The sequence below is a fragment of the Romboutsia sp. 1001285H_161024_C4 genome, assembly GCF_015550185.1.
Lineage (GTDB): Bacteria > Bacillota > Clostridia > Peptostreptococcales > Peptostreptococcaceae > Romboutsia_C > Romboutsia_C hominis.
Genome location: NZ_JADNAJ010000006.1, coordinates 54,528 through 71,478, shown reverse-complemented (window position 1 = coordinate 71,478; position 16,951 = coordinate 54,528). Strand labels below are relative to the sequence as shown.

The window sequence follows — 16,951 nt, the reverse complement described above, 5'->3', positions numbered from 1 at the left end:
AGAAGCTTAAAAAGGGGGAAAATAGAGTGAATTTATATAATACTATTTTTAATGGTTCAGAACAAGCTTTGGCTGCTGCTAAAGGCGCTGTAAGCGAAGCAATAGAAAAACATGGAAGAGAACATAATGTAGCATTCCCTGATACTGCATATTCATTACCTTGTATATACGCAGCAACAGGACAAAAAATGAATACGTTAGGTGATTTAGAAGGTGCTTTAACTATAGTAGAAGGTTTAGTAAATAGAACTCATTTATTAGAGCATGCACTTAATGCTGGTTTAGCTACAGCTTTATCTGCTGAAGTTATAGAAGCTGTAAAATATGCTACAATAGATGCACCATATAGTGAACCTTGTGCGGGTCATATAACTGACCCTATAATAAGATCATTAGGTGTACCTCTAGTTACAGGAGATATACCAGGGGTTGCTGTTGTACTTGGAGAATGCCCAGATGCAGAAACTGCAGCTGAGATTATAAAAAATTACCAATCTAAAGGATTACTTACTTTCTTAGTAGGAAAAGTAATAGATCAAGCTATAGAAGCTGATGTTAAGATGGGTCTAGAACTAAGAGTTATCCCTCTAGGATATGATGTAACTTCTGTTATCCATGTTGTATCTGTAGCAGTAAGAGCAGCATTGATATTTGGAGGATTAAATCCAGGAGATTTAGCAGGATTATTAGATTATACTGCTAAGAGAGTTCCAGCATTTGTTAATGCATTTGGACCATTAAGTGAATTAGTTGTATCTTGTGGAGCTGGAGCAATAGCTTTAGGATTCCCAGTTATAACTGATCAAACAGTATTAGAAGTTCCAATGAATTTATTAACTCAAAAAGATTATGATAAGTTTGTAGCTACTTCATTAGAAGCTAGAGGAATAAAGATAAAGGTAACTGAAATACCTATACCAGTATCTTTTGCTGCTGCATTTGAAGGTGAAAGAATAAGAAAAAATGACATGTTTGCTGAATTTGGTGGAAATAAAACTGAAGCTTGGGAACTTGTTGTTAAAAAAGAATTAAGTGAAGTTGAAGACCATAAAATAGAGGTTATAGGTCCAAATATAGATGAAATAGAGTCTGACGGTGTTGTAAGATTACCACTTGCTGTTATAGTTAAAATAGCTGGTAAAGCAATGCAAGAAGATTTCGAACCAGTTTTAGAAAGACGTTTACACTACTTCTTAAACTATATAGAAGGTGTAATGCATGTTGGTCAAAGAGATATGTCTTGGGTAAGAATATCTAAAGATGCTTTTGAAAAAGGATTCAGATTAGAGCATATAGGAGAAGTTTTATATGCTAAGATGCTAGATGAATTTGAATCAGTTGTTGATAAATGCGAAGTAACTATAGTAACTGATGCACAAAAAGTATCAGAAATGAAGGGTGAAGCTATAGATAGATATAATTCTAGAGATGAAAGATTAGCTTCATTAGTTGATGAAAGCGTTGAGGAATTCTATTCTTGTAACCTTTGTCAATCATTTGCACCTGCACACGTTTGTGTTGTTACTCCTGAAAGACTTGGATTATGTGGAGCAGTTAGCTGGTTAGATGCTAAAGCTACTAAAGAACTAGATCCAACAGGACCATGCCAACCAATAGTTAAGGGTGAATGCTTAGATGAAAGAACAGGAATATGGCAAGCAGTTAATGAAACAGTATGTGAAATATCTCAAGGTGCTGTTGAAAATGTTACATTATATTCTATATTAGAAGATCCAATGACTTCTTGCGGATGCTTCGAGTGTATATGCGGTATAATGCCAGAAGCAAATGGATTTGTTATAGTTAATAGAGAGTTCTCTGGTGAAACTCCTGTTGGTATGACATTTGGAGAATTAGCTTCTATGACAGGTGGAGGAGTTCAAACTCCAGGATTCATGGGTCACGGAAGACACTTTATATCTTCTAAGAAGTTTGCTTATGCTGAGGGTGGACCAACTAGAATAGTTTGGATGCCAAAAGAGTTAAAAGAATATGTAGCAGATAAGTTAAATGCTAGTGTTCAAGAATTAACAGGTATAGAAAACTTTACAGATATGATATGTGATGAAACTATAGCTAGTGATTCTGAAGGAGTATTAGCATTCTTAGAGGAAAAAGGTCATCCAGCTTTAGCAATGGAATGTGTAATGTAATCAACTAATAAGGGGGATAATCAAATGAAAGTTATACCAAGTTTAAGATATTCAGATAAACATACATGGGTTAGAGTGGAAGGAGAATTTGCTTATATAGGAATAACTGATTTCGCTCAAGATCAATTAGGAGAAATATTATTTGTTGAAATGCCAGAGCTTGAAGATGAATTAACTCAAGGTGAAGAATTTGGTGTTGTTGAATCTTCAAAAGTAGCATCTGACTTAATAGCTCCTATATCTGGTGAAGTTGTTGAAATAAATGAAAAATTAGATGATGAGCCAGAGTATGTAAATGAAGATGCATATGATGCATGGATAGTAAAAGTTAAAATATCTGATGCAGATGAATTAGAAAACTTATTAACTGCTGAGAAATACGAAGCTATAGCTGAGTAGTTATAAATAAGGAGTACAGAAGATTTAGTAAATCTAAAACATCTGTACTCCTTTGATTTTATACAAAATAAATGTAGTAAATTTTATTAAATTTAAGGCATAGGTTTTTAAATTGATAGTACTATAATTTTACACACAAAAGATACTTATAATATTATGAATTTGAGTACTTATAAGTTGGATTAGGGTAAAATTATACTATATAACATATTGGGGGATAGGTATATGATTAGAGTAAATTTTAAGTCGCACAATAAAGAGGTTGTATGCAGCAAAGGGGAAAATTTATTAGAAATAGCAAGAAATAATAAAATATTTATAGATGCTCCATGTAATGGAAACGTGTCTTGTGGGAAATGTAAGGTTAAGCTATTAAAAGGAAAAGTAGATACAGAAAAAACACTACATATAAAAGATGAAGAATGGGAACAAGGATATATACTCGCATGTAATACTAAAGTAATAGAAGATATAGAAATAGAAGTTCCATCAAAATTATCTTCATCTATGCATGGTATGAAAATAGAAGGTAGCGATAAGAAAAAAGACCAGGAAATATTTGATAGAGCAAAAAAAATAATAGAAGATAATAATTTTGATTTTAAAACTAATATAGAAAAAACATATATAGAATTAGATAAACCAACTATAGATGATAATATATGTGATATTGATAGAATAGAGAGATATGTTAGAAATAATTTAGGATATGATGAAATAGATTATACAGTAGAGTTACTTAGAAAAGTTCCAGAGGTTATAAGAGAAAGTGATTTTAATGTAACTATAACTTATGTTAAGAAGAAGAATAAAATAACTATATTAAATATAGAACCAGGGAACAATGAAAATCAATTATATGGAGTTGCTATAGATATAGGAACTACATCAGTTGTAGTATGTTTAGTAGATTTATATTCAAAAGAGATTATAGATAAGGCATCATCAGGTAATGCACAAATAAAGTATGGTGCAGATGTTATACATAGAATTATATACTCAACAAAGAAAAATGGACTTAAGCATTTAAGAGATGCTGTTATAGACGAAACTATAAATCCATTATTAGAATCTATCTATATTAAAAATAATATAGATAAAGATAATGTAGTAAGCCTTGTAATAGCAGGAAATACAACTATGTCTAGTTTATTTTTAGGAGTTCACACAGATTATTTAAGACAAGAACCATTTATACCTCCATTTTTAAAATCACCAAAATTAATAGGAAAAGACATAGGTTTAAATGTAAATGACAGTGCATATATATTCTTAGCGCCATCAGTAGCTAGTTATGTAGGAGGAGATATTACAGCAGGGGTATTATCAGCGGGAATATGGACAAGTGAAGAAAATATATTATTTATAGATTTAGGAACTAATGGAGAAATTGTATTTGGAAATAAAGATTATATGATGAGCTGTGCTTGTTCTGCAGGTCCTGCATTTGAAGGTGGAGGTATAAGTTGTGGAATGAGAGCATCAAATGGTGCTATAGAAAAAGTTAGTATAGATAAAGAAACTTTATATCCAAAGTTATCTATTATTGGAGATGATAAACCTATTGGTATATGTGGTTCAGGAATAATAGATTTAATATGCCAAATGTTACTTAGTGGGGTAGTAGATAGAAGAGGTAAGATAAATAAAGATTTAAACAATGACAGAATAAGATTTAATGAACATGAAATAGGGGAATACGTATTAGCATTTAAAGAAGAGTATGGTATTGAAAATGATATAACAGTAACAGAAGTGGATATAGATAATTTTATAAGAGCTAAGGGTGCAATATATTCTGGAGCTGCAACACTAATAGAAAGCTTAGGGATGGACTTTAGTGCTATAGATAAGGTATATATAGCTGGTGGAATAGGAAATAATTTAAATATAGAAAATTCTATTTTAATAGGATTACTTCCAGATATAGAAAGAGAAAAGTTTGCATATATAGGAAATAGTTCATTAGTTGGTTCTTATCTTGCTCTTGTAAGCAAAGATGCTAAAATGAAACTACAAGATATAGGTAATGAAATGACTTATGTAGAATTAAGTGTCTATCCAACATATATGGATGAATTTATATCTGCATGTTTCTTACCACACACTAACATAGAACAGTTCCCAACAGTTAAAGAACTGTTAGGAGATAAAGTGAAAATATAAGTATATAATTAATTAAAATCAATTGCGTTATATAGTACAAGGTGATATACTCAAAGTATATAATGTATAGTGATTTGAAATCATGAAGGTTTCTTTATAGTATTGAAATATTAAATACTAAAAGAGACCTTTTTTTGGAGAAAATCACAAACGTTTTCAAGAGGGTAGTTATAAAGTAAACAATAATAATTTAATATTAAGTTAAAATATGGAGGGGTTATTATGTGTGAATCAGCAGCTTATGTACAAAAAGGGGATAAATTAGAAAGAATAATGGAAAATGTAGTAAGTGTAGATCCATTTGAAGGGAAAGTGTACTTAACTGATTTATTGGGAGAACAGAAAATAGTAGATGGAAGTATAAAAGAGATAAGGCTAATGGAACATAAAATAATAATATCAGAGTAAAAAATAAACATAAGAAAAACAGGGGAAGATAGTATGATAATAGCAGTTATAGATGGAATGGGTGGAGGTATAGGGGCCCAGATAGTATCAAATCTGAGAGAAGAATTACCATCATACATAGACATATATGCACTAGGTACTAATTCAATAGCAACAAGCTCTATGATGAAATCTCATGCAAATAAGGGAGCTACAGGGGAAAATGCAATAGTAACTTCTGTAAAGAAGGCAAATATAATAGTAGCACCAGTATCTGTTTCAATGCCAAATTCTATGATGGGTGAAGTAACTTGCAAAATGAGTGAAGCTATAGTAGATAGTGAAGCTCTAAAGATATTTTTACCTATATTGCCTGAAAATATAGAGGTAGTAGGAGTGGAAAACAAGCCATTAGCGCTGTTAATAAAGGATAGTATAGATTTAATAAAGAAAGAATTTAACATAAAAAAATAAGGGGGAGTATATATGTTAACTAATGATAGAATAAAATTACATCATGCAGATGATCATGATCACCCACATGGGCATTGTCATGATCATTCACACCCACATACACATGGTGAAGATGGAGAAAGTAAAGACGAAAAAACTTTAAAAATATTACTACTTCATTGGGTAAATCATAATGAAAGCCATGAGGAAGGATTTAGAGAGTGGGTAGACAAGGCTAGGGCTATAGGAAAAGAAGAAACAGCTAATAGTATAGAGAAAGCTATAGAATATATGCAAAAAGCTAATGAAATGCTTATAGAAGCTAAAAAGCATATGTAATTAAATATAATAGATATATAGCATACTTAGAATAATTAAATTTAAAAGTATGCTATATACTTGATATGACAATAAAGTTTATAGTAAATTTTTATGCATGATAATGTATATTTTAGTTTAAATTATGTAATCTGTGTCTGTTGATAATTTTAAATACATATTATTTAGTATATTGTAAAAAAATCATAAAAATTAAAGAAAACGTATTGACTAAAATTATATAAAAATATATAATAAATATGTAAACAAATACGTAACAAATATGGAGAAGTACTCAAGTGGCTCAAGAGGAACCCCTGCTAAGGGTTTAGGCTGGGTAACCGGTGCGAGGGTTCGAATCCCTCCTTCTCCGCCAGTAAAGACTATCGATTTTTTTAAGCGATAGTCTTTTTTCCTTTTCAGTGAATATAATATAAATGAAAGGAGTAATTTTATGATAAGTACTAATAAGGAAAGAGCTTATAATATATTAAAGAGAAGTCAAAATTCTAAGTATAGGTTAATAAGAGATTCTTTACTTGTAGGGATAGCTGTAGGTCTAATAATTGTTGTATACAGAATACTGGGTTCAAAACTAATGGAATTATTCAAGGGTCTATATTCTAAGGGTAGAGAAGATATACTATTTATACCAGTTATATTTATGATATTAATAGCTTTAGGATATATTGTAGCTCAACAGGTAAAAAGAGAGCCGATGATATCGGGAAGTGGAATACCTCAAGTTGAGGGAATTCTTACCAGAAGAATTAAAATTAACTGGTTTAGGGTTTTAGTAAATAAATTTATAGGAGGCTTACTTTGTTTAGGAGTAGGTTTTTCAGTAGGTAGAGAAGGTCCATCAGTGCAAATGGGTGCATGTGTAGGAGAAGGTATATCTAAAGGATTAGATAAATTAGATAATGAGGAAAAGTATTTTGTAACATGTGGAGCTAGTGCAGGTTTATCAGCAGCTTTTAATGCACCTTTAGCGGGAGTTATGTTTGCATTAGAAGAAGCACATAAGAACTTTTCTCCATTAGTTTTAGCATCTGCAATGACAGCATCTATAACAGCGGATTTTGTGTCAAAGCAATTTTTTGGATTAATGCCATCATTACATACCGCAAAATTAAATGCAATGCCTTTAAAATACTACTGGGTCTTAATAATATTAGGAATTGTAGTAGGAATAAGTGGTGTATTATTTAATAGTGGTATATTAAAAACTCAAACTATATTTAAAAATAGTAAATTAAGCAAAGAAATAAAGATAATGATTCCATTCATATTAACAGGAATTATTGGTCTTATATCACCAGTTTTATTAGGTGGAGGTCATGAACTTATTATGACATTGCAAGAACAGAACTTTACATTAAATTTACTAATGATATTACTTATAGCAAAATTTATATTTACATTTATATGTTTTGGATCAGGGGCTCCAGGAGGGATATTTTTCCCATTGTTAGCATTAGGGTCAATAGTAGGTAATATAGTAGGAATTATAAGTGCTATGTATATGGGAATACCATCAACTTATATAATTAACTTTGTAGTTCTAGCAATGGCAGGTCACTTTGCAGCAATAGTAAAGGCACCTATAACAGCAATTATATTAATACTAGAAATGACGGGATCTCTTGATCATTTGTTACCACTTTCGATAGTTGTAATAATAGCTCAATTGACATCAGATTTACTTAATTCTCATCCTATATATGAAAGTCTTTTAGAAAGACTTCTTGAAGGTGGGGAATATGAATGTGAGACTGGTGTAAACAAAAAGACATTATTTGAAACAGTGGTCCATATTAATAGTGATTTAGATGGAAAATGTGTAAAAGATATAATTTGGCCTAAAAATTGTTTAATAGTAGGGATAACTCGAGGAGATGTTGAGATAATTCCTAAAGGTTCAACAAAGATAATGGCAGGTGATTATTTAACTATAATGGCAAACCAATGTGAATGCTCGAATGTATTAGATGATGTAGTCAATTTAGCGCAAAATTAAAATTGTATAATATGTTATAGTTCAAATTATAAATTATTGTAATAACTAAGTTATAATAAAAAAAGAACTAAAATCTTATAAAGATTTTAGTTCTTTTTTTATTATATACTCACATAGGTTATAAATATTTAAGTCTAAAAAATTATCGTTAACTTTTAAGGGAATTATTTTATTTAATTGATAAAATAAAACTATATTATTGTCTTTATCTATACCTTTATTCAAACTTATACTAAGTAAAATGTGCTTATCATCTGATAATATAGAGTAATTATCGCTATAAATATTTATAGGTACTTTGTTACCATCAAATATATTATATTTAAGTGTTAATTTAGAATTATTTATCTTAAAGGATAATGGTATAAGTTTTAAGAATAAATCTTTATTGTTAATTACAATGGGCTTTAGTTTCTCTTCTAATATATCTTTTATTTTATAAAGGTACCCTAAATAGTATATATCTTCATAGTTGTGAAGTAATATTTTGCTTTTTAAATCATCAGACTTAGAAGACACAAATTCCTTGTATAGTTTTACGCTTTCTTTTCCTGAAATAGTATCTTCTCTAGATATACCAATGTATTTTTCTATAGTTTTTAGTTTACAATCAGAAAGAGACAGTAAGCCTTTAAATGGCCTTACAATATTTAAAATATCAATATCATCATTTTTATTTAACTCAAAATCAATATTATATTTATTAAAACGAGAATTTAAAAATGGAATATCAAAGGCTAATCCATTAAAGGTTATATGAGTATCAAAGGTACTGATATCATTTATAAATGCTAATAATAAATCTTTTTCATCATCTTCAGTTTGAGCAAAATATTGTTTAATTATGGTTTTATTATCTTTATTAAATAAAATTCCTATAAGTATAACTTTACAAAACTTAGGGCTAAGACCTGTAGTTTCTATATCAAATACGAAGGAATCTGAAGGAATATTTACGAAATTATCTAATGTATTAGTTATGATTTCCATAAAATTTCTCCTTTTTGAAATTATATATTATAATATAGTTTAGCTATATAACTAATATAAAAAGTTATATTTATATTATAGATTAATGAAAGAATACTTCAAGGTGGTAAGTTATGATAAGTATAGATAAATTAAATGAAAATCAAAAGGTTGCAGTAGAACATGTAGATGGACCTTGTATGGTATTAGCAGGTCCTGGATCAGGTAAAACGAGGGTTATAACATATAGGATAGCAAATATGGTAGTAAATAAAGGTATAAGCCCTCGTAGTATACTTGCTATAAGTTTTACAAAAGCATCCTCAGTAGAAATGAAAAATAGAGCGTTAAGTTTAAGTAATGATCATAGAATGAATAAGGTTACGTATGGAACATTCCATTCTGTATTTTTTAGAATACTTAGGTACTTTGAGAAATATAGCTTAGACAATATATTTGATGAAAAATCAAAGAGGCTACTACTAAAAGGCATATTGAAAAGCTTAAATATAGAAAATGCAGATGATGATGAAACTATAGGACAGGTAATAAATGAAATATCCTATGTAAAAAATGAATTGATGGATATTAGAGACTTTACATCAGAGCTATTAACTAGTGATGAATTTTTAAAAGCTTATAATCTATATGAAGAGCATAAAAACCAACATAATAAGATAGACTTTGATGATATGTTAATAAAGACATACCATTTATTAAAGCACAATAAATCGGCACTAGATATGGTTCGTGGAATATATAGATATATATTAGTAGATGAGTTCCAGGATATAAACAAGGTTCAGTTTGAGGTACTAAAACTAATAGCTAATCCTAACAATAATATATTTGTAGTGGGAGATGAAGATCAAAGTATATATGGATTTAGAGGTGCTAGGCCAGACTTTTTATTGGAGTTTGAGCAATATTTTAAAGGAACTAAAAAAGTTCTATTAGATATAAATTATAGGTCAAAAGATGAAATAATAAATATAGCTAATAGACTGATAGAAAAAAATGAGAATAGATATGAAAAAGTTATAAAATGTCATCAAGGAGAAGGTGGAAATGTTAAATATATATCTCCTAATGATTCAGAAGAAGAGGCAGTATTTATAGCTAAAGATATATTAGAAGAAATGAAAAAAGATTATGTTGAGTATACTGATTTTGCTGTAATATATAGAACTAATATACAATCAAGAGCGCTAGTAGATGTATTTATGGATATGAGAATACCTTTTATAGTGAAAGATTCGATAATTACTATATATGATCATTGGGCAGCTCAGGATATATTAGCTTATTTAAGAATAGGCGTAAATCCAGATTCAAATAAAGATTGGGTTAGGATAATAAATAAACCATTTAGATATATATCAAAAGAACATGTAAATATGGTTAAGGATGAAAAAAACTTTATAAATGCTTTAATAAATAAATGTAACCTTCATCCAAAACAAGTTAAGACTATAAATGATTTGGATATAGATTTAAGTTATTTAAAAACATTAAATCCTAAAAATGCAATTTCTTATATAAGAACAAGTTTAGATTATGATAGATATATACTAGATTATTGTACAAATAGAAAAATAAAGACAAATGGTTTAATAGAAATATTAAATGAACTAGAAAGTTCTGCTACAAATTTCAATACAATACAAGAATATTTAGATCATATAGAAAGAGTAAAGTCAGAATTGATAGAAAATAAAAATAATCAAAATTCTGATGGAGTAATATTTACTACTATGCATAGTGCTAAAGGATTAGAATTTAAAAATGTATATATAATAGGAGCTACAGAAGGAACTATTCCTCATGAAAAGTCTTATGATATAAATGATGAAGAAAAAAAAGTTAATCAGATTGAGGAAGAGAGAAGGCTTATGTATGTGGCTATAACAAGAGCTGAGGAGAATATATATATAAGCTCTCCATCTAATAAATATGGAAAAAAAGTATCTAAATCTAGATTTATAGATGATATTAAAGGAGCGACTAAAAAAGAAATAGAAAGCTTAACAATAGGAGACAAAATTTATCATAAAAGATTTAAGGAAGGTACAATAGTACAAAAAAATAATAACTTAGTTAAAGTTAAGTTTAGTGATGGAGAAAGAACCTTAGATTATAAAGTGTGTTCAATAAAAAATGTAATTTATAAAATATAGCTTTAGTCAAATATAAAATAAGATAACTTAAATATCTTGTCAATAAGCAAAATTACTTGATTGGAGGTAAGTAACTAGAAATATATATTAGGAGAGAGTATGAGTAAGAAAGTATTAAGAAAATTAGCATATAGTCTAACATTATTTATTCAGATAGCATTAGCCGTATCTATCTTTATAATAGAGTATTTAACTAACAAAAATGCTGGAATTATGCAATATGTGCGATATAATAAGTTTATATTTGAACATGGAATTTTAAATACAAATAACCTACAAGTGATAAAAATAATATCGATAATACTATTTATAATATTTGGAACGATATTTATGCACTGTATTAAGAATAAGAAAAATACATTTATTAGATATCAAATTACTATATCTATGATAATGAGTATAATAGTTAGTATGGTTATAAGTAGTAATTACTTTATAGGTATGTTAGCTTATCATTATTTCATAATAACATTTATTTTAGTATTACTTATACAGATGTTGGTTGTAGGTATAACATTTTATATAGATAATAAACAAAAAAATAGGACTTTATAAAGTCCTATTTTTTTGTTTTAATAATATATACCTTTTTCAAAGAAATCTTTTATCTCATCTAAATCATTTGTTTTTCCTAAAGCTAGCATAAGCTTTATTCTAGCCTTTTGACCAGGTAACTCTCCTCCAAAAATACATCCTAAGTTCTTTAAGTCTCTTCCAGAACCTAAGTATCCATAACTATCAAATACCCTTCCAGAATGACATCTAGAAACTATTACAACAGGTATATCTTTCTCCCTAGCATATTTTACACCTTCATACATCTTAGGAGGTATATTACCTCTACCCATAGCTTCTATGACAATACCCTTGTATCCATTATCAGTAGCGAATTTTATAAGTTCATCATCCATACCAACTACAGATTTAAATAGAGCAACTTTAGACTCAACTTTATCTGTATCTATTATAGATCTATTGACAACATCCTTATATAAAACTAATTCGTTACAATCTATTATACCAAGAGGTCCAGATGTTAAAGATTTAAAAGTATTTAATGATAATGTATTAGTTTTAGTAGCTTCAGAAGCTAAAAGTACTTCATTGTTTAAAACTATAAGAACACCTTTTCCTATAGCATCATCAGATATAGCAGTACAAACAGCAGCAGATAAGTTACTTGGACCATCATATCCAAGCTCTGAACTACTTCTCATAGCTCCTGTGACTATAACAGGTTTTATACTAGTTATAGTTAAGTCTAAGAAATAAGCAGTTTCTTCTAAACTATCAGTACCATGAGTTATAACAACACCGCATATATCTTCTCTAATAAGTAAATCATTAACATAATCCTTTAACTCCATCATTCTTTCAGGAGTCATATGAGGACCAGGTATTTCATCAAAGTTTAAAACTTCTATTTCAGCAACTTTATCTATATTAGTTACCATAGACATTATTTGCTCACCAGATAAAGTAGGAATAGCAGCTCCAATTTCTTTATCTACAGTCATTGATATAGTTCCACCTGTGAAAACTATAGCAACTTTTTTCTTTTTAGTCATGAATGTCCCTCCTTAAAAATATATACATATATATCATAAGTAAATTATATCAAAAAAAAACTATATAAGCATGTTAAATAAAGTTAATTATTTATTAAAAAGAAAGTAAAACTCATAGAAATATAGATAAAAAGTTAGAGGATTGCAAAAAAAGACGATAAATGTAAAATAAAAATGAAATTATACTTAGTATATAAAGAACTTTTAAAATTTATAAGAAAATATTCAAAGTCAAAAATTTTAGTAAAATATATACTCATTAAAATAATTTATATTTTATTATATAAAAAAAAAGAGCTCGGGGAAGCTCTTTTTTGCTATCAAGTTGATTTCCGTTATCAACTTGATAAAATGGATATAAAGTTTATCCGTTCAAAAGGGGTATTGGGAATAGAGATTTTAATTAAGGTTATCAGGGGGATAACCATGTCTATATACTATCAAATTTCGACATAAAAATCAATACTTTTCAAGAAAGTTAATTTATTGTCAAACGAAAATTATAAAAATAAAACCTACTTCTTTTCCGATCTGAAGTAGGCCTTAAATGAATTAAATATTCATTTAAAAGGGGTATTGGGAATAGAGATTTTACTAAGGTTATCAGGGGGATAACCATGTTTATATATTATCAAATTTCGACATGAAAATCAATACTTTAAAGAAAAATATTGAAAAAAATTACAATTCTACAAAATAGTGATAATTTATAATTATTAAGTTAAAATTATAAGTGAATATATAAAATAAAACAACAATTATATTTAATATATATTTAGTAATATTATTATTAAACCTTAAAAAATAACGTAAATATGATATAATAAATAAGTCTATTTAGGTTAATATATAATAGATAAAATTTTTATTTCAATTTGATAAAATAATTTATAAATTGGAAAGAATAAATAAAACATATTTGAATAATTTTGAATTTATATAAATACTTAATACAGGAAGCTGGTGAAAAATATGGAAATATATTTAGATAATAGTGCAACAACTAAACCATATAGTGAGGTTATTGAAAAAGTTGTTTATGCACTTAGCCATGATTACGCAAACCCATCATCTTTACATAGAAAGGGTGTTGAGGTAGAAAAGAATATAAAAGCCATAAGAAGTGAGATTGCTAAAACTTTAGGTGCTAAGGATAAAGAAATTTACTTTACATCAGGAGGAACAGAATCTAATAATACTATAATTAGAGGTGTAGTCAATCTACATAAAAAAAGAAAAAACCATATAATATCTACGAGTATAGAGCATCCATCAGTTTTAAATACATTAAAGGATTTAGAAAACGATGGATGTGAGGTAACATATTTAGATGTTGATAGAGAAGGTAAAATAGATTTAGAGGAACTTAAAAAAGCTATAAAGCCTACTACATGCTTAGTAACTATAATGCACGTAAATAATGAAGTAGGATCCATACAACCTATCCAAGAAATAGGTAAGTACCTTAAGTCATTAAAAGACAAAGTTTATTTACATGTAGATGCAGTTCAATCATATTCTAAGATAAACTTTAGACCATCAAGATATAATATAGATTTTATGAGTGTTAGTGGGCATAAATTCCACGGGCCTAAAGGTATAGGATTTATGTATATAAAGGAAACTAACAGGATAAAACCTATGTTAACTGGTGGGGGACAAGAAATCGGTGTAAGAGCAGGGACAGAAAATGCACCTGGTATATATGGATTAGGCGAGGCTATAAAAATTATAAATGATGATTTAAATTCTAAAATAGAAAAAATATCTTCTTTAAAGAATTTACTTAAAGAAGAAATATCTAAAAATATAGAAGATATAAAAATAAATTCTCCAGAAGATGGAGTGTGTCATATACTTAATATCTCATTTAAAGATATAAAAGGAGAAGTGTTACTTCATTGCTTAGAGCAAAAAGGTATGTATGTATCTACAGGTTCTGCATGTTCTTCTAAGAAAAAAGGAAGTCATGTACTAACTCAAATGAAATTAACTAATGAAGAAATAGAAGGAGCTATAAGATTTAGCTTATCAGATTTAAATACAGAAGAAGAGATTTTAGAAGCTGTAAAAATACTTAAAGAGGAAGTTGAATCTTTAAGAAAAATAATAAGAAGAAGTTGAATTTTTAAGAAAAACAACAAGAAGACGATAATCAAAATATGAGGTGATACATTTGTATAATATATTAATAGTTAAGTACGGGGAAATAGGTGTAAAAGGAAAAAATAGATACTTATTTGAAAATAAGTTAATAAAAAATGTAAAAAATATGCTTAAGCCATTAGGTGAATTTAAAGTTTATAAAGAATTTGGAAGAATATATGTAGACTTAGAAGACTATGATTATGAAGAAGTTGCAGAAGAAGTAAGAAAAGTATTTGGTATAGTAGGAGTATGTCCAGCAATAAGAGCTGAAAAAGATTATACTAAATTAAAAGAATTAGCATTAGAAGTATTAGAAGAAAAAATAGATGCAGGGGCAAAGAGCTTTAAAGTAGAAAGTAAAAGAGGAGATAAGAGCTTTAAATTTACTTCTCAAGAAATGAGTAGAGATATAGCAGGTTACTTAGTATCTCAAGTTAAAGACAAAATAGCAGTAGATATAAGAAATCCAGAAGTTAGAATACGTTGTGAATATAGAGAAAATCATGTAATGGTATACAGTGATACTATACCAGGGTATGGAGGATTGCCTCTTGGAACAAATGGTAGAGCGATGTCTTTATTATCTGGAGGAATAGATTCACCAGTTGCATCTTGGATGGTAGCAAAAAGAGGTATGGAACTAGAATGTATACATTTCCACAGTTATCCATTTACTAGTGAAAAATCTCAAGAGAAGGTAAGAGATTTAGGAAAAATATTAGCTAAGTACTGTGGAAGAGTAAGACTTCATAAAGTTAATATGTTAGAAATACAAAAAGCTATAGGTTTAAATTGTAAAGATGAAGAAATGACTATAATATCAAGAAGATTTATGATGAGAATAGCTCAAGCAGTAGCAGAAAAAAGACACTGTGATGCTTTAGTTACAGGAGAGAGTATAGGACAAGTTGCATCTCAAACTATACAAGGACTAACTTGCACAAATGCATCAGTTAGTATACCTGTATTTAGACCTCTTATAGCTATGGATAAAACTGAAATAGTTGATATAGCTCAGAAAATAGGAACATTTGAAACATCAATACTTCCAGAAGAAGACTGTTGTACAGTATTTGCTCCTAAAAAACCTGTGACTAAGCCTAGATTAGAGAGAATTGAAAAGTCAGAAAATGCATTAGATGTAGAAAAATTAATACAAGATGCTATAGAAAACATAGAAGTAGAAGATTTAGAATTCTAATTCTAAAATACTAATATTAAAATATATAACAAAAAAAGAAGTCCTAGGACTTCTTTTTTTGTTATATATAAATTATTCAAAAAAATTTAAGGGCTTATTTATTAAATACCTCAACACCAAATTCTTTTAAGACTTGGCTAGCTTTTTTAATATCTTCTGGAGTAGCATCAGGAACACCTTTTAACTCATACTCGATCCCCATACTTTCCCATTTGTGAACACCTATTGTATGATATGGTAATAATTCAAGTCTATCTACATTGTTAAGAGTAGATACAAACTTACCTAATGCTTCTAAGTTTTCTCTATCATCTGTTATACCAGGGACTAAAACGTGTCTTATCCAAACAGGTATATTTCTTTCATCTAAGTGTTTAGCTAACTTTAATGTTTTTTGGATTGTTACACCTGTTAAGTCTTTAGCCTTATCATCTATCATATGTTTTAAGTCAAGTAAAACTAAATCAGTATTATCAAGTATTGGATCTATTTTATCTATATCTACAAATCCAGAAGTATCTAAGCAAGTGTGTATACCATTTTTCTTAGCCTTAGCAAATAATTCTGCTACAAATTCTGGTTGAAGTGTAGCTTCACCACCTGAAACAGTTAAACCGCCACCAGAGAATTTCATATAAGATGAGTACTTAAGTACTTCAGTGATTAGTTCGTCAGTTGTATATTCTTTTCCACCTTTTGCATCCCATGTATCTCTATTGTGGCAATATTTACATCTTAATGGGCATCCTTGCATAAATACTATAAATCTTATTCCTGGACCATCTACTGTACCAAATGTTTCTATTGAATGAACTCTTCCTTTTATCATAATATCCACCTCTAAGTCGTTTTATAAATTAAGTTTCAAATATACTGTATACATAATATCGTCTAAATATATTATAAATTATTATATCTTTAAAGTCTATATTGTTTAAGTAATGTATAATTCCTTATATTTTAATTATACCCAGTAAGTACCTATACAAACT

At 28.5% G+C, this 16,951-nt stretch carries 14 protein-coding genes and 1 tRNA gene; 12 read left to right on the top strand and 3 right to left on the bottom strand.

The features are described 5' to 3' along the window. Nucleotides 1–26 precede the first annotated feature (26 nt). The 8 genes from acsB (at nucleotide 27) to I1959_RS11055 (ending at nucleotide 7,896) form a co-directional block, all read left to right on the top strand. Entirely contained in the window at nucleotides 27–2,153 is a 2,127-nt protein-coding gene (gene acsB / locus I1959_RS11090) for an acetyl-CoA decarbonylase/synthase complex subunit alpha/beta (protein ID WP_166506005.1), read from the top strand. Between the two features lie 24 nt (nucleotides 2,154–2,177). Then, nucleotides 2,178–2,552, top strand: a complete 375-nt coding sequence (gcvH, locus tag I1959_RS11085; RefSeq protein WP_092923603.1) for a glycine cleavage system protein GcvH — start codon at nucleotides 2,178–2,180, stop codon at nucleotides 2,550–2,552. Between the two features lie 225 nt (nucleotides 2,553–2,777). Beyond that, nucleotides 2,778–4,718 (top strand): corrinoid activation/regeneration protein AcsV, encoded by a 1,941-nt coding sequence (acsV, locus tag I1959_RS11080; protein ID WP_195238307.1) that lies wholly within the window; start codon nucleotides 2,778–2,780, stop codon nucleotides 4,716–4,718. A 222-nt stretch (nucleotides 4,719–4,940) separates the two neighbouring features. Further along, complete coding sequence (locus tag I1959_RS11075; protein WP_092923609.1) at nucleotides 4,941–5,126, top strand: CooT family nickel-binding protein; 186 nt, start codon at nucleotides 4,941–4,943, stop codon at nucleotides 5,124–5,126. Between the two features lie 33 nt (nucleotides 5,127–5,159). Then, entirely contained in the window at nucleotides 5,160–5,579 is a 420-nt protein-coding gene (locus I1959_RS11070; protein ID WP_092923612.1) for a DUF3842 family protein, read from the top strand. Between the two features lie 12 nt (nucleotides 5,580–5,591). Next, nucleotides 5,592–5,897, top strand: a complete 306-nt coding sequence (locus tag I1959_RS11065; RefSeq protein WP_092923615.1) for a zinc transporter — start codon at nucleotides 5,592–5,594, stop codon at nucleotides 5,895–5,897. Nucleotides 5,898–6,161: 264 nt separating this feature from the next. Next, nucleotides 6,162–6,252: transfer RNA gene (locus I1959_RS11060), tRNA-Ser, on the top strand. Between the two features lie 78 nt (nucleotides 6,253–6,330). Beyond that, the gene (locus I1959_RS11055) at nucleotides 6,331–7,896 is read left to right on the top strand and encodes a ClC family H(+)/Cl(-) exchange transporter (protein WP_195238306.1); all 1,566 of its coding nucleotides are present in this window, start codon (nucleotides 6,331–6,333) and stop codon (nucleotides 7,894–7,896) included. Between the two features lie 75 nt (nucleotides 7,897–7,971). On the opposite strand, the gene I1959_RS11050 is transcribed toward I1959_RS11055, so the two are convergent. Next, nucleotides 7,972–8,886 carry a ribonuclease H-like domain-containing protein gene (locus I1959_RS11050; RefSeq protein WP_166506003.1) on the bottom strand — a complete coding sequence of 305 codons (915 nt, stop codon included), beginning with the start codon at nucleotides 8,884–8,886 and terminating at the stop codon, nucleotides 7,972–7,974. 113 nt (nucleotides 8,887–8,999) lie between these two features. Between I1959_RS11050 and I1959_RS11045 the strand changes: the two genes are divergently transcribed. Continuing rightward, entirely contained in the window at nucleotides 9,000–11,042 is a 2,043-nt protein-coding gene (locus I1959_RS11045) for an ATP-dependent helicase (RefSeq protein ID WP_176579620.1), read from the top strand. 99 nt (nucleotides 11,043–11,141) lie between these two features. Beyond that, a complete protein-coding gene (locus I1959_RS11040) occupies nucleotides 11,142–11,597 on the top strand; it encodes a hypothetical protein (protein ID WP_195238305.1) in 456 nt (151 codons plus the stop codon). Nucleotides 11,598–11,614: 17 nt separating this feature from the next. On the opposite strand, the gene I1959_RS11035 is transcribed toward I1959_RS11040, so the two are convergent. Continuing rightward, nucleotides 11,615–12,610, bottom strand: a complete 996-nt coding sequence (locus tag I1959_RS11035; protein ID WP_195238304.1) for an asparaginase — start codon at nucleotides 12,608–12,610, stop codon at nucleotides 11,615–11,617. Between the two features lie 972 nt (nucleotides 12,611–13,582). On the opposite strand from I1959_RS11035, the gene I1959_RS11030 reads away from it, so the two are divergent. Then, nucleotides 13,583–14,734, top strand: a complete 1,152-nt coding sequence (locus I1959_RS11030; protein ID WP_092923635.1) for a cysteine desulfurase family protein — start codon at nucleotides 13,583–13,585, stop codon at nucleotides 14,732–14,734. Nucleotides 14,735–14,786: 52 nt separating this feature from the next. Continuing rightward, nucleotides 14,787–15,959 carry a tRNA uracil 4-sulfurtransferase ThiI gene (gene thiI / locus I1959_RS11025; RefSeq protein WP_195238303.1) on the top strand — a complete coding sequence of 391 codons (1,173 nt, stop codon included), beginning with the start codon at nucleotides 14,787–14,789 and terminating at the stop codon, nucleotides 15,957–15,959. Between the two features lie 94 nt (nucleotides 15,960–16,053). Here thiI and pflA read toward each other — a convergent pair whose 3' ends face one another. Next, on the bottom strand, nucleotides 16,054–16,788 hold the full coding sequence (gene pflA / locus I1959_RS11020; protein ID WP_092923641.1) for a pyruvate formate-lyase-activating protein: 735 nt from the start codon (nucleotides 16,786–16,788) through the stop codon (nucleotides 16,054–16,056). Between the last annotated feature and the right edge of the window lie 163 nt (nucleotides 16,789–16,951).

Excerpts from the sequence above, each read along its gene's own strand:
- I1959_RS11065 (WP_092923615.1), top strand. The coding sequence starts at position 5,592 with ATGTTAACTAATGATAGAATAAAATTACATCATGCAGATGATCATGAT.
- I1959_RS11070 (WP_092923612.1), top strand. The coding sequence starts at position 5,160 with ATGATAATAGCAGTTATAGATGGAATGGGTGGAGGTATAGGGGCCCAG.
- I1959_RS11040 (WP_195238305.1), top strand. The coding sequence starts at position 11,142 with ATGAGTAAGAAAGTATTAAGAAAATTAGCATATAGTCTAACATTATTT.
- I1959_RS11045 (WP_176579620.1), top strand. The coding sequence starts at position 9,000 with ATGATAAGTATAGATAAATTAAATGAAAATCAAAAGGTTGCAGTAGAA.
- I1959_RS11050 (WP_166506003.1), bottom strand. The coding sequence starts at position 8,886 with ATGGAAATCATAACTAATACATTAGATAATTTCGTAAATATTCCTTCA.
- I1959_RS11055 (WP_195238306.1), top strand. The coding sequence starts at position 6,331 with ATGATAAGTACTAATAAGGAAAGAGCTTATAATATATTAAAGAGAAGT.
- gcvH (WP_092923603.1), top strand. The coding sequence starts at position 2,178 with ATGAAAGTTATACCAAGTTTAAGATATTCAGATAAACATACATGGGTT.
- acsV (WP_195238307.1), top strand. The coding sequence starts at position 2,778 with ATGATTAGAGTAAATTTTAAGTCGCACAATAAAGAGGTTGTATGCAGC.
- I1959_RS11030 (WP_092923635.1), top strand. The coding sequence starts at position 13,583 with ATGGAAATATATTTAGATAATAGTGCAACAACTAAACCATATAGTGAG.
- pflA (WP_092923641.1), bottom strand. The coding sequence starts at position 16,788 with ATGATAAAAGGAAGAGTTCATTCAATAGAAACATTTGGTACAGTAGAT.
- I1959_RS11075 (WP_092923609.1), top strand. The coding sequence starts at position 4,941 with ATGTGTGAATCAGCAGCTTATGTACAAAAAGGGGATAAATTAGAAAGA.
- I1959_RS11035 (WP_195238304.1), bottom strand. The coding sequence starts at position 12,610 with ATGACTAAAAAGAAAAAAGTTGCTATAGTTTTCACAGGTGGAACTATA.